Origin of the sequence: Methylobacter sp., assembly GCF_004322395.1 — a bacterium.
In the GTDB taxonomy this organism is placed as follows: Bacteria; Pseudomonadota; Gammaproteobacteria; order Methylococcales; family Methylomonadaceae; genus Methylobacter_A.
The window spans coordinates 1-16,528 of record NZ_SCTW01000136.1 but is presented as its reverse complement, the minus strand read 5'-3'; the positions used below and the strand labels follow the sequence as shown (position 1 = coordinate 16,528).

The 16,528-nt window shown below is 46.8% G+C and carries 11 protein-coding genes; all 11 read right to left on the bottom strand.

The window, feature by feature from the left end; all coding sequences use genetic code 11:
* Positions 1-148: 148 nt before the first annotated feature.
* Entirely contained in the window at positions 149-484 is a 336-nt protein-coding gene (gene smbP, locus EPO18_RS18180) for a small metal-binding protein SmbP (protein ID WP_292435833.1), read from the bottom strand.
* A 795-nt stretch (positions 485-1,279) separates the two neighbouring features.
* Positions 1,280-2,344 carry a right-handed parallel beta-helix repeat-containing protein gene (locus EPO18_RS18175; RefSeq protein WP_292435831.1) on the bottom strand — a complete coding sequence of 355 codons (1,065 nt, stop codon included), beginning with the start codon at positions 2,342-2,344 and terminating at the stop codon, positions 1,280-1,282.
* Between the two features lie 583 nt (positions 2,345-2,927).
* Positions 2,928-3,635, bottom strand: coding sequence for a DUF2490 domain-containing protein (locus EPO18_RS18170; RefSeq protein WP_292435828.1), 708 nt, complete (start codon positions 3,633-3,635; stop codon positions 2,928-2,930).
* Between the two features lie 200 nt (positions 3,636-3,835).
* Complete coding sequence (locus EPO18_RS18165) at positions 3,836-4,351, bottom strand: NADH-quinone oxidoreductase subunit B family protein (RefSeq protein WP_292435826.1); 516 nt, start codon at positions 4,349-4,351, stop codon at positions 3,836-3,838.
* Between the two features lie 9 nt (positions 4,352-4,360).
* Positions 4,361-5,935 (bottom strand): hydrogenase large subunit, encoded by a 1,575-nt coding sequence (locus EPO18_RS18160; protein WP_292435823.1) that lies wholly within the window; start codon positions 5,933-5,935, stop codon positions 4,361-4,363.
* Positions 5,932-7,395 carry a hydrogenase 4 subunit F gene (locus EPO18_RS18155; RefSeq protein ID WP_292435821.1) on the bottom strand — a complete coding sequence of 488 codons (1,464 nt, stop codon included), beginning with the start codon at positions 7,393-7,395 and terminating at the stop codon, positions 5,932-5,934. The genes EPO18_RS18160 and EPO18_RS18155 overlap by 4 nt, the downstream gene beginning before the upstream one ends.
* The gene (locus EPO18_RS18150; RefSeq protein WP_292435818.1) at positions 7,392-8,069 is read right to left on the bottom strand and encodes a formate hydrogenlyase; all 678 of its coding nucleotides are present in this window, start codon (positions 8,067-8,069) and stop codon (positions 7,392-7,394) included. The genes EPO18_RS18155 and EPO18_RS18150 overlap by 4 nt, the downstream gene beginning before the upstream one ends.
* Before the next feature lie 181 nt (positions 8,070-8,250).
* A complete protein-coding gene (locus EPO18_RS18145; RefSeq protein ID WP_292435816.1) occupies positions 8,251-9,195 on the bottom strand; it encodes a respiratory chain complex I subunit 1 family protein in 945 nt (314 codons plus the stop codon).
* Positions 9,195-11,321 carry a hydrogenase 4 subunit B gene (gene hyfB, locus EPO18_RS18140; RefSeq protein ID WP_292435814.1) on the bottom strand — a complete coding sequence of 709 codons (2,127 nt, stop codon included), beginning with the start codon at positions 11,319-11,321 and terminating at the stop codon, positions 9,195-9,197. The genes EPO18_RS18145 and hyfB overlap by 1 nt, the downstream gene beginning before the upstream one ends.
* A gap of 154 nt (positions 11,322-11,475) precedes the next feature.
* Positions 11,476-13,161, bottom strand: coding sequence for a SulP family inorganic anion transporter (locus EPO18_RS18135; protein ID WP_292435812.1), 1,686 nt, complete (start codon positions 13,159-13,161; stop codon positions 11,476-11,478).
* A gap of 927 nt (positions 13,162-14,088) precedes the next feature.
* Positions 14,089-16,236 (bottom strand): FAD-dependent oxidoreductase, encoded by a 2,148-nt coding sequence (locus EPO18_RS18130; RefSeq protein ID WP_292435810.1) that lies wholly within the window; start codon positions 16,234-16,236, stop codon positions 14,089-14,091.
* Between the last annotated feature and the right edge of the window lie 292 nt (positions 16,237-16,528).

Here is a 16,528-nt window from a genome sequence, read left to right as displayed (position 1 = left end):
TCTAAAGTAATTGAGAGCGTTCGAGTTAAGTTGTAACAGCTTAATTATCTATAAATTTTCGCGTTGCGACTATTTAATTAATATAGAGCATAAAAAAGGGCGGAATATTTCCGCCCTTCCCTGGAATACGGAAATTATTTTATGGAAATTATTTGTTACCGGCTTGGAGAAACCCCAACGCCTCTTGGGTTGATTCGGTGGCCGATTTTGCATCTCCGGTTTTACCTTGGCTGATAGCTTTTTCCAAAGATTTCACGGCGGATTGCATTTGGGTTTTTGAGTGGCCTTGAGCCACACTTTCGGCCATTTTTGCATGTTCTAATGCTTGTTCTGCATGCTGAACTAATGCTGGCGCCTTATCTGCTTTACCTTGTGCTAATGCAGCACTGGCGTGTTCAATTGCTGTGTAGGCATGTTCTTCAGCAAAAACTGTAGTACTTAGAAATAACAATAAACTTGCACATATTAATGCTAATTTTTTCATGATTTTGTCCTCATTTAAGTATGGGTGATAATCTTTATGAAAAGAAATCAAACGACAAAAGCCAGAAAAACTAAATCTCTTGTCAATTCATGCCAAACCAATCCAACCTAAAATTTAGTTGTATGTTTAAAGCAGTCACAGGATAAAGGGGGCTAATTATTTGTACAATTAGTAGCGTTACTTATGAAGCTTAAGCGATTAAATACTATTTGATGAGTCACATAAATCCGTGGATCGTCGATATTCGACATCTACATATTACGCCAAGAATGCAAATGAACCTGTCCTTGTAAACTTAAGCAAAAATATGCATTTTTTAAATACTATCAACAAAATAGAAACAATCTATTAATTTAAAGCTATATTGTAGACGTAATGATACATCCGTATAATCTTTTTTCAATGAAGGGCCACCCATTATGACCATTTCTATATTAGTAAATTGGGGCCATATATTTTACTCAACTGTTATTTGCAAGCGTTGTTTTCTAGCAAACTTGCCCTGAGGTCCAAGCCGATCTCCAAAAGTTTCATATACCTCCTCGTATTGTGAAAGTTCAGAACTATCCAGTGTCTGTAACATTTTTCCTCCCTTTGCTTATGGCACTGGGAGGTTTTTTTTGTGATATAGATAAGATCTAAGCACGTCCATCAATCTGATAATCCCGGAAGCGGCCTTATTTTTTTCAACATTCAATGTACAAAATTTGGTAAATCCGATTATTTCCAAAACATCAGTTACCTATCGCGAACAGTCATCCTGCACTCCATTGATTCCAGACCTCCTATTCAAGACTACTTGAGATTGAATAGCTCGGAGGCAAACGGCACGACAGTTGTGTTACTGCCTTCAACATCGCAACCGCTGCCGCTACCGGCATTATCAGCAGGATCAGCCCCCGGCCCGCTGGACATACCCCAGAAGTTGCCGGTGGCGATGATAGTGCTTCCCGACAGATTCTGAATACCGCAGTTAGTTAGGTCGTTAAGAGGGACGTTATTGTTCCCGTAAATGTTGCTCTGGCTGATTGTAGCGCTGGTCCCCTGCGTTGCCACGCTAATTCCAAAAAATTTATTACCTAGCGCGGCGTTTCGTAGAAACCGAATATCGGTACCCTGGATCCCAAAACCCGTGGCATTATTGCCGGCCCCGTTGTTGCGTATCAAGTGTTTAGCGCCAACTATGACAAAACCTTCAGAACCATTACTGTTGGCTATGTTATTACGGACTTCGTTTTCGCTGCCGAAGACAGCAATCCCCGCGGCAAGGTTCCCGCTCGCGAAGTTACCATGGAGCAAGTTGGCGTTGCCGTTGACCACGAGTCCGCCCTGACCATTGGCAAGGGCGATGTTGCCTGCTACAGTTACATTGGATATGGTAGCGGTACTAAGCCCATTAGCTTTTGCGCCGACAATCAAAAAACCGTGCTTCGGCTGACCGAATACGACGTCATTAGCCGTAATGGATACCGCGCTCAAGCTAGCGCCATCCGCGTCCAGCACTGTCATAAAAGGACCGTCGCTTGAGATAAGCGTCACAGGCTTGTCTACATCAATCATGCCTAAGTCTTTTGCGAGTTCTTCTCCGGGCTCGCCAAACATACCGTTCCTGTTCAAGTCGCCATAGCGTCCTGGCCCTACTTCGATAGTATCTCCGGTTTTGGCGTTAGCAATGGCTTGGCTAATTGAGCGGCAAGGATTATCACGATTGCCGCAGGTGCTATTGTCTACGCCCGCGTTGGTAACGTGTAATGCACCATTCTTCATATCCTGAGTTAACCTGAAAAAATATAAGCCTGCGAATACAAATACGAGTATCGCCACAACCTTTGCAATTCTTATTTTTACATGTCTGTTCATGATCATTTCCTCCGTTAAAGTAATGATAAAAAACGCTGACCAAACCCTGAGTGACTCTGCCGCATTAACCGCAAAAGCACATATTCTGGCCGCACATATATATCTAAACTTTTATCTGGCGGATTTATTCAGCCAGTTCATGAAATTGCTCTGTAAAAGACATCTGATTTTTCTTCTGCAACGATCATTTGACCTTTGCAAATCATCTGCATCAGTTTGTTAACTGCGGCTGAGCGAAAGAATTTAAAGTGGAGCAGTCTGGACAGGCGTTTTGTACACGATCCTGATCGACGATGGTGGGGATATTCGACCTGACGAACTGCCAGCGTTTCATCAAGGGCAGCTTTGTTAACGAATATCTCGTTTCACATCAGCCATTTCCAGCCAGTAGCATAAAACAGATTTTAGAGGTCTGTCGAGTTTAAGGATCTAGATCCATACCAAATCCGGATTAATTTTGAGCCGCTTTAAAGCGGTTTAAACAAAGTCCCTTTCACGATACCGCCAAATATTGGGATGAGATAAAAAAATCAACCTCGCATATAAAAATCCGCCCGGCTTTTCGCAGACGGACTTAACGAGATTAAAAGTTGATAAACAACGATCCCATAATCAAATGATGCATGGTGTTGTTAGTGTGGGTGGCATCATCCAGATACTGGTTGAGATAACCGGCTTCTGCTCGAAAGCTTTTGTTGAATGTCCAGCCAAGACCTGCAAATGCACGGTTCTGATCGAAACCGGACTTGCCGCCGAATTTGGTTGAGTTGACTCGAATGAAAAACTCATCCCAGGCAATCAGACTTAAACGCGGCTCAAACTCCAGAGGATGCATAAAACGAAGCATCTGGCGCGGCCTGACACGTACGTCATCGCCTTTTATGAAGTTAGTTTCGACCATAGTTCTAAAGCTGAACGTTCCTATATCGGTGGGCAGTACATAACGAAATGCGGGCCAAACATCTTGCTGGGAAACATAACTTCTCCCAACATTTTGAGTAGGTAACCAAGTGTAACCTGCCCAAATGGTGGCCCGGTCACTGAGCGAATAGCCTACCGCTGTACGCACCATGCCTTGATACCAATGATTCCAGTTGTCATCGAACCGGGATTGGCCTTCCAGCCAGATACGCCCTTTTTCCAATTTAGGGTTCACGACTTTCAGGCTGCCCTCCCCTACGACCTGCATCCAGCTACCGGCATCCTGAAGCAAGTCGTCTGCTATACAGGCCATACTGGCAGAGCCCAGAAGCAGCAAGGTGATTCCCCATATTTTTATTTTTTTCTTCATCATTTTTCCTTTGTGATGTTGTGCGTTCTTAAAGCACTACTCTATTACGTATGATTGATATTGCGCTTTGTTCTATATGTGAAGGACGTTCTATGCGTGCTTAACTCCAAAGGCGCGCGCAGCACGCCCTACTAGACTTGGAACAGCCGCAAGAAAATAGAATTTTTCCTGATAACTTAGGTAACACTGACTAGACAGATTTAAGCTGAAACTTTCATCAAACCCAGCAATCCTTTCATCAACGCCAAAGGTGTAGGCGGGCAACCTGGAATCACTAAATCGACAGGAATAACATTGGATACCGCTCCGCAACTGGCATAAGACACGCCGAATTCACCGCCGCAGACAGCGCAATCACCGGCTGCGACCACCCATTTAGGGTTAGGCGTCGCTTCATAAGTGCGTAGCAGCGCGGTCTGCATATGCCGTGAAACCGGCCCTGTAACCAATAATACGTCGGCATGTCTTGGCGAGGCTACAAAATGAACGCCAAAACGTTCAATATCGTAAAAAGGATTATTTAACGCGTGAATTTCCAGTTCGCAACCGTTACAAGAACCGGCATCGACTTGACGTATTGCAATACTGCCGGAAAACCTCTTGTCTATGTGACGCTTAATCTCAATACCCAGTTGCTCAAGCTCATCATCTTTCGGAGTTTTAAAACGCTCTGTAACAACACCCGTAGTCAGGATTTTTTTAAAAATTCTCAGCATTTTCCTTTCCTATAAATCATTGCCCGAATAGGAGCCATTCAGAGATTTGTTGCATACAGGAAAATCCGGCACGATATTATTCAACACCAGTTTCTCCAGCGCAGGCCAATTCAATTGACTCGGGTCGCGCGGATAAAAACGGGCGATTTTGTTATCCGCATCGAAGCGAATATGGCAGATAATTTCGCCGCGCCAACCCTCGACAATCCCCAGCCCTTCACTGCCGGCCGGCGGTATTCTCCATTCAGAACGTATATCGCCGGCAACGAGTTGATCGATAAAACCTTCTATCAAACGTAAAGCGGCCCTGATTTCCTTGTACCTTACCCATAATCTGGAGGCAATATCGCCCTGATTTTCCACGCCGACTTTAACCGTGGCTTGATCGTAAGGCGCATAAGGCGCGTCACGGCGCACGTCCTTATCCTGACCGCTGGCACGGCCGACATACCCTAGAGTTCCAAATGCCGCGGCGATTTCTTCGGACAGAAACCCGGCCGTATATAGCCTATCTTCCAACGAAGAATTAAGATCAATTGCGAGTATGACCTCATCCAGTTCTTTTCTTAATTCAACAATCTCTTTCTTGATCAGCGTACAGGATTCATCTGACAAATCGCATGCAACGCCGCCTGGAATAATGCGATCCATTAACAGGCGATGACCGAAAACCGTTGCATTGGTGCGCAGCCAAAGCTCGCGCAAACGGGTAAACTGCATTTGCGCGAACACAAAAGCGACATCGTTACAGATAGCGCCAATATCGCCCATATGATTGGCGACGCGTTCCCGTTCCGCCAGAATGCCGCGAATGAATGAGGCTCGAGGCGGAACGGTAATGCCCGCCGCCCATTCCATTGCCATACAAGCCGCCCAGCAATGCCCGACCGTGGTATCGCCGGAAACGCGTCCCGCCAGTCTGGCTAAGGATTCGGGCTCCCTGCCCTCTGCAATTTTTTCTATGCCTTTATGCACGTAACCCAAACGTTCTTCCAGATTTAAAATCAGTTCGCCAACAGCCTGGAACCTGAAATGTCCGGGTTCAATGATACCGGCATGCACCGGGCCTACCGGAATTTCATATGTACCCGCGCCGTGGGATTTAATAAACGGATAGTGCATATCGGGCGGCGTGATGCCTACCGGCATACCTTGAACAGGAAAGTCTTTTCGTAACGGATAGCTATTTTCAATCCAGGCTTGATGACGCGTCCAGCGCCTGTTATCAGGATGACCGATAAACCTAATCCCGAACATATCCTGAGTATGACGCTCGCTACGGTTGGCAGCCGGATAAACCGTGGCTTGGCTCGGCAATTCCGGATTTGAATCGTCAATAATCGTGCGCAGCAAGATATACTCGCCTTGTTTTTCAAAACAGGCGTTGATGAAGAACCGGTTTTGAACGTGTTCCGCCCATCCGGCCGCCCAACGCAGTTTTTGCTGCATAGCCAGCTCAGCAAACCGTTGCCATGCATGGCTTTCGATTTGCCATAGTTTTACGGAGGATAATTCGATCTCTGCAACAGCCATACCCGCGCTCAGCCGGGCTAAAAAATCCGCAGTCCAGTTTGAAGAACTCATAACGGCGTACTCCCGGAGATCAATAATGTCGCCTGCGAAAACCAGTGCGCCAGAAAGCCTGGAATAGCCAGACCCAGCCAAAGCACTAACGCCAGATGTATCGTAACCGGCCATAAATTCGCAGTAATCGGATTCTGGCCTTCAGGTTTATCTCCATAAACCATCGGCTGTATATGCCGGAACAATCCGGCAAAAGCGATGCCTATGCCCAGCAACAGCAACGGCGTCAACCAGGGATAACTGTCCATGGTAGCCAGCAGCACCAGAAACTCGCTGGTGAACACGCCGAATGGAGGAAATCCGGCAATGGAGATAGTGCCGATCAACAAGCCCCAGCCGATTTTGGGCTGAGTTTTAATCAAGCCGCGTATCTGGTCGATTTTTTGGGTTCCGGCAACTTGCGCTGCATGACCTACCGTCACGAAGATGGCCGACTTGGTCAGTGAATGCACGGTCATATGCAACAAGGCCGCGAAAGTGGCCAACGGCCCGCCGATACCAAATGAAAAAGTCATTAGTCCCATGTGTTCAATGGATGAGTAACTGAACAGCCTTTTAATATCTTTTTGCCGGTGCAATAGTATCGCGGCTACCAGAAACGACACCATGCCGAAACCCATCATTAAATAGCCGGCCATACTAGAATGCGTCGCGCCATCCACCAGCATTTTATTGCGTACTACGGCATACAAAGCGTCGTTTAACAACAATCCGGATAATACCGCAGACATCGGCGTCGGGCCTTCGGAATGAGCGTCGGGCAGCCAGTTATGCAAAGGCACCAAGCCGATTTTTGTGCCGTATCCGATCAGCATAAAAACAAAGCCGATCTCAAGAATTTCCGGATTCAATTTGGTCGCATTTTCATAAAGTACCGACCACAGCAAGGCATTTTCCCCATCGCCGATCTGCACCGCCGCGTAATACAGCAAAATGGTGCCGAACAGCGCCTGGGCAATACCCACGCCGCAGAGAATAAAGTACTTCCAAGCCGCCTCAATAGACTCCGGGGTACGATACAAACTGACCAACAACACAGTTGCCAGCGTCGCGCCTTCCATTGCCACCCACATGATGCCCATATTATTGGTGGTCAACACCAAATACATCGCCAGCATAAAACCCTGGTACATCGAATGGTAAAGCTTTAAGCGGGTATCGCTGAGCTTGCCGATTTCTTTTTCATGCTCCATATAAGGCGACGAAAATATCGATGTAGTGAGACCGACAAAAGCAGTCAACACAATCAAATACACATTAAACGGGTCGATTAAAAAAGCCCCGCCTGATGAAATAATCGTACCTTGGTTAAGCACGTTAATCGCCAGCCAAATAGTCGCCAGTAAACACACGGCGTTAAACCGAACATTTAGCTTTCCGGTCTCTTCCTTGTGCCCCGACAGTGCAAAAAATACTATGCCGACTAACGGTATTAGTAAGACCAAATAAGCGGCAATCATTTTTCCACCTCATGTAACTTGTTTAACAGATCGACATCCAGCGAATCGATACTGGTGCGTATATGCAGGAAAAATATGCCGAACAGTACCGCAGCGACCAATACGTCGAACGCAACTCCCAGCTCAACCACCATCGGCATGCCGTTGGTTGCGACAATGGCCGCGAAAAACAAGCCGTTTTCTATCGACATAAACCCGACCACATGCGCGATAGCCTGCCGATGCGAAATCATCAGCAGCATGCCCAGCAACACCACGGAAAGACTGACTGCCAACGCATTCAACATAACCACAGATGAGGACTGCACAATAGGATGCAATACGTAATAACTGAACACCATCAAACTGGCTCCGCCCAGCATCACCGCAGTGTTATTTTTTAAGGCTTCAATATCCCGATGCATATTCATTTGCAAAACCTGCCGCCTTAGCATCCACGGAATAAAAATGACTTTCAACACCAAAGTCAGCACGGCTGAAATATATAGATGATGGTTATTCAAGCTGTATGCCGCCAATGCCGTGGTCAGAGTTAATAAAAAACCCTGCATCGCAAACACAAAAATCAGCCGCAGCAGCCGCCCCTGTCCTAACATAAGGAACGAAGTCAGCCCAACCAATGCGGCCAACGATAAAATGGCCTGGGTATAAAAATCCAGTTGCTCGATATTCATAAGCAATATCCCAAAAAGCTAAAGGCGATTTGTCCACGAAAAACACAAAAGACACGAAAAAAAACAGCAAAAATAATCGTGTTACCGGTTTTTTCGTGCTTTTCGTGTCTTTCGTGGACGATTCTTTTGGTAGATTCTTCTCCGATTATTTTCGTGCTTTGTGTGTTGCCTTTTGCCTTAATCATCTCACCGCCTCCAAAATAATATGGCTCAGCATCCCCAACAGCCCTAACAAGTAGGCAAAACTTAGAAATTCCTGCACTCTAAAAAGGCGCATTTTTGCAACCAGCGTTTCCGCTATCGCCAAAAAAACCGCCAATAAAGCAAGTTTGCCCATAATAACCAACAAGCCATAGCCTAACGCTTGAAGGTTAAAGGTTTCAGCAATGCCCCAAGGAAAAAAGATATTGGCAATCAATACACCATACAACATCAGTTTCAACTGGCTTGCCCACTCAATCAATGCCAAGTGTCGGCCGCTGTATTCAAGAATCATTGCTTCATGAATCATGGTCAGTTCCAGATGCGTCGCCGGATTATCTACCGGAATGCGCCCTGTTTCTGCGATGGCAACCAATGTTAAAGCCGCTAAAGCAAATACAAATGAAGGCCGCAAAACCAAGCCTTCATTGAGCACATGAGTTATAGCAAACGACAAATTAGTCGTTGATGCGGTCATGGTCAGCGTAAAAATAGCCATCAACATCGCAGGCTCCGCCAGCGACGAAATAGTCATTTCCCGCGATGAACCCATGCCGCCGAATGCAGTACCAATGTCCAGTCCGGCCAGCGCTAGGAAAAACCGGGCAAAGGCAAAAAAACCTACCATCACGATTACATCGGCGCTGGCCGAGGTCGGCAAATCGACGGCAATCAAAGGGACAACAGATGCTGCCAGCACCGTGGCCGAAAAAATAATGTACGGTGCTTTGGTAAATACCCACGAAGCCTGCTCCGAGACTACCGGCTGTTTACAGGTTAATTTAAGCAAATCCCGGTAAGGCTGGAACACAGAAGGCGCTTTGCGGTTTTGTAACCGGCATTTGCAGCATTTGATCCAGCCCGCCAGTAACGGCGCCAACACGACAAACAGCGTGATTTGTAAAATAGCTATTAACCAATTCATCAGCTAACCATCCATAACATAATAATTAACGTCACAAACGAATAGCCAAGGTAGACGCGGATATTTCCGGTTTGAATACGCCCCACCAGTTTGGCTACGTTGTTTACCCCTCGTTCTATCGGATGATACAAACGCGGCCAACTGTGATCCTGAATCCGCAAATGATAATGAACCGCCGCCACATCCTGATCCATTGCGCCTTGCATGTCTTTGTCGATCTGTTCGTCAATAATCCAGACTTTGGCGAAAATCCGCCGGAAAGGCATGGTAAATGCGCTGCTGCTGTATTGCATACGGTGCGTTAATCCGCCAAAACCGCAATCCCAGGTTTCGGCTCTACGTATGACTGTAGACGGACTACGGCGCAAATACCAAAAACTGACGCAACCGGCAATCAGCGCCCCGATCAGTACCAATGGCGGAGAATAAGAAGCGTGGTTGATAGATACCGGGGCCAACCATAACCAACTCAGAGCGGCGTCATTCGGCAAAGTCTCGCCTAATAATTGCCCGGCAACGCTATTAAGCAAGTTGATTATCAGGCTTGGGAAAATCCCAAACAAAAAGCACAAACCGGCCAGTAACGAAGAACCGGCCAACATGCCCTTATCCTGAATTTCATGTGCTTTTTCGCAATGATGCGAACGGGGCAATCCCAAAAAGATCAAGCCGAATACTTTAACAAAACAGGCAGCGGCCAATGCGGCCGTCAGTGCCAATGCAGCGGCGGCGACCGGTATCAAACTGCGCAATACCCCATTGTCCAGTACATCGACCTGCAAAGCGGTCTGAAAAGCCAGCCATTCCGAAACGAAACCGTTAAACAACGGTAATGAAGAAATGCTCATGCAACCGATTAAAAACAGCATACTGGTTTTCGGCATCTTTTTAATCAGCCCCCCCATCATGTCGATATTTAACTGATGGGTTTGATGATGGATAATCCCAGCTCCCAAAAACAGCAAATTCTTGAACAATGCATGATTGAAAGCATGAAACAACACCGCCAACAAACCCAGCGCCGCCAGTTGCGGATGGCCGTTTGCCATGAAGATCATCGACAGCCCCAGCACCATAAAAATGATGCCGATGTTTTCAACCGAACTGTAAGCCAAAAGCCGTTTCAAATTAGTCTGCATCATCGCATATAAAATACCGCCTAGTGCCGAGACGGTGCCCAGTATCAGCAATACTACGCCCCATTGCCAATGCACATCGCCGAGCAAGTCGAAGCAAAAACGAATTAGTCCATAGAGTGCGACTTTAAGCATGACTCCGCTCATCAACGCGGAAATATGCGAAGGCGCAACCGGATGCGCTTCCGGCAGCCAGACATGTACAGGTACAATTCCGGCCTTCATGCCGAAGCCCAACAGTGCCCACATAAAGGCAATGCTTGCCCAGGTGGTTGACAAGTCCGCCTTACGCAACGCATCAAAGGTAAAACCGTCCGAGAAACCGGCCAGTACGCCAAAACCCAAAATAATGGCTAATGCACCGACTTCGGCCATCAACAAATAGATAAAAGCCGCACTGCGATTAGCAGCATTTTCATGCTGGAACGCCACCAGAAAATAGCTGGCAACCGACATCAATTCCCAAGCAATCATGAAAAAGAACGCGTCATCAGCCAACAGCACCAGCAGCATCCCGGCAACAAACAGGCCGGTAAACAAACCCAAAATTGCAAAAGGATGCTGGCTTTCATCGTAACTATTCACATAGCCCGGCCCATAAAGGCTAACTGAGCTTACAGCAATACCTATGATTAAAAAGAAAAAACCTGACAAGCAATCGAAACGAACATGCCAGGGCAGCCACGGCAACCCTAAACTGAGTTGATCGGTAACTACCTCCTTACCGATCAAAACGCTCAACCCGGCCAATATTGCGAACACGCCGGATAAACCCAATAACACAAACACCGCTTTCCGCAATAAAAAAGGAAAATGCTTTTCTTCCAGACAGGGTGCAATCAGGGATTGATAACGCTCACTGTCTTTCGGGATTTTCTTAAACCAGTACTGGCTAAACTTCAGTATATACAGGCGCTGATTCATCATCAGGCCCAGCAAACCGGAAAAAAAACTTAGCAGAACAGCGCTATAAGCTAATACAAGAATCATGGAATTCTCACTCTAGTTGGTAAATACGCTTCGACACACTGCTACCGTGCCATTACCATTGGCCGTATAACAGGAGTGCAAGCTCTGCTTGCCTGTTGGCAATATATCGAAATTTGCAAGCAGCAAAGCCTGCACTCCAGCTTTAGGGATACTCCTACAGCCCATAATGATCGCTTTTACGGCGGCTCATGTTATTTCGCTTCATTCTGCGTACTGCCAAGGGATGTTCAGAGAAAGTATCATGATATTCCATCCCTAAAAACTTGCATTGCCCGCCCAGCCCTTCATAGTTATGCTGAAAATTATGGATAAATTCCATCACGGTATGGTCGATCAGGTACGCATTGTTCAATTGAAAGATAACCGTTTTGCCGTTCTCCAGATTAACTAAAGCAGCCTTCAATGACATAAAGTTAGAGAAAATCGCCGCACCAACTATCGAGACCACAACAGAATCAATATCTTTCGGTTCAATAACAAAATGAATTTTAAATAGATTGTTCGGTCTGACACCACGCAGCATATGGATAGCAAACTTGGTTAAAATGCCGATACCGACACCGACCAATAAATCGGTCGCCAACACTCCGATAATCGTCACCACGAACATAAACAATTGTTCTTTGCCGACGCCCATGACTTTAGCGAACTCTTTCGGCGAAGCCAGGCGAAAACCGGTATAGACCAGCAATGCGGCCAGCGCAGCTAATGGAATGCTATGAATCAACCGAGGAAACAACACCACGAACAACAACATAAAAACGCCGTGAAAGAAGTTAGACCATTGGGTTTTTGCCCCATTGTTCACGTTAGCCGAACTACGTACGATCTCCGCAATCATCGGCAAGCCGCCGATTAAACCAGCCATCAAATTACCGACGCCGACTGCGGTTAAATCACGGTCAAGATTGGAATGACGTTTATACGGATCCAGTTTGTCGACCGCCATCGCGCTAAGCAAACTCTCCAGGCTGCCGACCAAGCTGATACTAACCACGGCTTCCCAGAACTCTGCGGTGGCGAATTTCGAAAAATCGGGAAAATAAAAACTGGACATAAAATTTTCAGAAATCGCGACCAAAAATTTCGGTCCGACAGTTTCTTCATGATGCGGTAAAAAATGCGCATCCGGCAGGAACAAATACATGTGTTCATGTTCCAGATCGAAATACCGCGCCAAGCCCATCCCGGCCAACACCACAATAAGCGGCGCCGGAACCATTTTTAAAATTGGATTTTTTACTACTGACCAAATAATCAATATCGCTAGCCCGGTAAAACCGATAATGGCAATTTCATGATTGGGATCCATAAGGCTATGCGGAATTTGTGCAATAGTCGAAAACAGGCTGCTGCCTTTTTCCGGCGTAGTACCCAGCATGACATGGATTTGTTTGGCCATAATAATGATGCCGATAGCCGCCAACATGCCATGCACCACCGATGCCGGGAAAAACGAACTCAACCGTCCGGCTTTGAATACCCCCATTAAGATTTGTATGACACTGGCAACTACGATAGCCGCCAAGGCATAACGATAACCGGCCATCGCGTCGCCTTCTCCCAGTTCCTGCACCGCGCTGAGTACCACCACGATCAACCCGGCAGCCGGGCCATTAATGGTTATAAACGATCCGTTGATACGCGAAACCAGTACGCCCCCAATAATAGCCGTGATAATGCCGGCCGATGGCGGAAATCCGGAAGCCATCGATATACCCAAGCACAACGGCAAAGCAATAAGAAAAACCAGAAAACCGGACAGCAAGTCACTCCGCCAGTTTTCTTTTAAACCGGCTAAACCGGACTTAGGTAACCCCGAAAGGGACGACTCACTCATACAAACCCTCGTAATTGCAAATAAATTTTAATGAGGTACAAGCCAAAACCATGCCAACCTAATTTATTTTTTAACTTGATGATTTCTTGAGTATTATTTTTTGTTGCATAGCTAAAAAGATAGCCGGCTAAGGTGCAAAACAACCGGTTGGTTGTTTTGCACCGATACAGAGGTGTTGTAACGTATCAACCGCAGTTAAAACTCTACTGCTAAGGTTTTGATTTTCAGACTTCTGATGTGAGGCTCAGAGAAAATCATACTTGATTCAGCTGCAAAAAATTGCAGTTGAGATTTTTAGACGGCAATAAATTGGATCAATATACAAATGATTTATCTGCCTTGATCGACCCAATATTATTGATTTAAGCCGCCCATGTTGAGATTATCTAAGTGCGAATGATTCAAGCCATACATGAAATGTCTTTCGACAAACTCAGAACGAATAAGGAACTGATGTTATGCACAGACGGTATTTCTCCCGTATGCCGCGCTGAGCACCGCAGCTTTCGGCGGGAATAGCCCGGGAGCGCTGCATGGATGCAGCGCGTTGCCAGAGGGCCACGGATGGCCCTTCTGGCAACCCCCGTCGAAAGCGAGGAGCGCAGGACAAATCGGCAGGACAGCCGATTTGCATGCATCGCACCCGAAGGGCGAGGCACAAGGATGTGTCGAGTGATTCAAGCGGCATCCGGGTCGCCTTTTCTTTGGTTACTTTCTTTTCGACTGCACGGATGCAGGAGGTAGAGCAACGCAGGAGCAGTTGCCGAGGCGACGCAAAAGAAAGTAACTCGCCTTCGGGTGCGAGAACCCGATTCAAATAACGTCGCGAAGCGACAGCTTAAATAATAAAAGTATTAATGCAGTCTAAATTCGACTGACTACTTAACATCTGTACAGAACTTAATTAGGACACTCATGCAATAAGACTTACCCTCTGCGCCACTCATGATAACGAGCAATACACCGCAGCAAGCCTTTCGGTGCGTGGTTGCGCTTCCACACTCCAGCCGCGTATTTGTTAGCCTCGGATAAGGTCGGATAAATATGAATGGTACCCAGTAACTTGTTTAGGCCGATATTATTTTTCATCGCCAGCACGAACTCGGCGATTAACTCGCCGGCGTGTTCACCGACGATAGTCACGCCGAGAATCTTATCTTTGCCCGGCACGGTTAATATTTTGACGAAGCCGTGCGCTACGCTATCGGCAATCGCACGATCCAGGTCATCGATAAGGTAGGTAGTGACTTCATAAGCAATACCTTTTGCCTTTGCATCCTGTTCGTTAAGCCCGACCCGCCCAACTTCAGGATCGGTAAAGGTAGCCCAGGGAATCGCCGAGTAATCGGTGCGAAATTTGATAAAACTGCCGAACAGCGCATTCACCGAAGCATACCAAGCCTGATGAGCGGCGGTATGGGTAAACTGAAACGGGCCGGATACGTCGCCGCAGGCGAATATGTTTGGGTAATTGGTCTGTTGAAATTCATTGATTTCAATAGTACGGCTGACCGATGTTTCAATGCCCAGCTGTTCAAGGCCGTAGCCTTTTATATTGGCTACCCGGCCGATAGCTAATAATATTTGATCGAAAGGAATGCGTACCTCTTTATTTTCATGCTCGGCAAGCAGGATTTTTTCACCGTTTTCGATAATAAATCCTTTAGCCGTATGACCAATAAGCACATTAATGCCTTCCAGGCGGAACTTTGTCATGACTGCTTCCGAGACCTCGGCATCTTCTTTGATTAATAAGCGCGATGCCATTTCGACTTGAGTAACCTGACTGCCTAAACGGGCAAAGCTTTGCGCCAACTCGCAGCCGATAGGTCCGCCTCCGAGTATAACCAATCGCCGGGGCAGCTCGCGCAATTCCCAAACAGTATCGGAAGTCAGATAAGCAATGCTCTCAATGCCGGGGATCGGCGGAACCAAGGGGCTCGAGCCGGCGGCAACGATGATGGAACGCGTGGTAATAATCCGGGAATCCCCGGCTTTTATTACCTGAACTTCCCAAGGTGAAATAATTTTGGCCTCACCCTCGATAACCTCCACACCAAGGTCTGTATAGCGTTGCACGGAATCGTGAGGCTCGACGGTTTTAATAACCGTCTGCACCCGGTCCATCACATCGGCAAAATCCAGTTCGACGTCGGCTTTTTTGATGCCGAAATCGGCCGATCGGCGCATCTGTGCCAGCAATCTGGCAGAACGGATTAAGGCTTTAGACGGTACACAGCCGGTGTTCAGGCAGTCGCCGCCCATTTTATGTTTCTCAACCAAAGTAACTTTGGCTTTGACAGCCGCAGCAATGTAAGCGGCAACCAGACCGCCTGAACCCGCGCCTATCACCACGATGTTACTGTCAAAACGTTTCGGCTTTATTAAGGAAGCATACACTTTGTTCGCCTTAATCGCTTCGACGACTTTACTGGCCAGCAGCGGAAAAATGCCCAATAAAGCAAAAGAACCGATCAGGCCGGGAGACAAAATACCCGACAATGACTCCAGCTTACCCAACTGAGTTCCGGCATTTACATAAACCACTGTACCGGCCAACATGCCGACCTGACTGACCCAATAGAAAGTCTTTGTGTTGAGATTTGTTAAACCCGTAACCAGATTAATAACAAAAAAAGGAAATATCGGCACCAATCTCAGGGTAAAAAGATACAGCGCACCATCCTTGTCCACGCCTTTATTAATTACATTCAGGCGGTCGCCGAACCGGGCTTTAACCTGATCGCGAAACAAAAAACGAGCCGATAGAAAAGCCAGCGTTGCACCAATGGTAGAAGCAAAAGAGACAATCAGCGTTCCCCAGAACAAGCCGAACACCGCGCCGCCGGCCAAGGTCAGAAGAGCTGCACCCGGCAAAGACAATCCGGTCACCGCAATATAAATCAGCATATAAATAGCAACCGACAAACCCGGATGGTCGCTACGATAAGTTTGGATGGCTGCTTGCTGCGCTTTCAGCGTTTCCAGCGTTAAATAGTCTTGAAGATCAAAAATAAAAAACGACGCAATCAAAACGCCAATGGCGGCCAACAGTGCCCAGCGTGAAAAACTCATGGTATTTCTCCTGTACCGGTAGAGGGTATGTTAGCAAGAATCTCCCGCAAGCCGATTTGTATGTAGCAGCCAAAACGCCAAACAGAACTCCGTTGAATAAGAGCAAGTATACTAAGCTAATAAATTTTTTTATATGCAGATAAAGACAAAACTTAATCGGTTAAACGCTTGCCGACTCGATGGTAAGCATCTTTTAGTTCTTCCCCGACCATTTTAGCTTTGGCTATAAAATCTTCGGAAGTCTCCACTGATTTATCCGCTATGTCAGCGGCTTTAATTTTTAAACGATGCC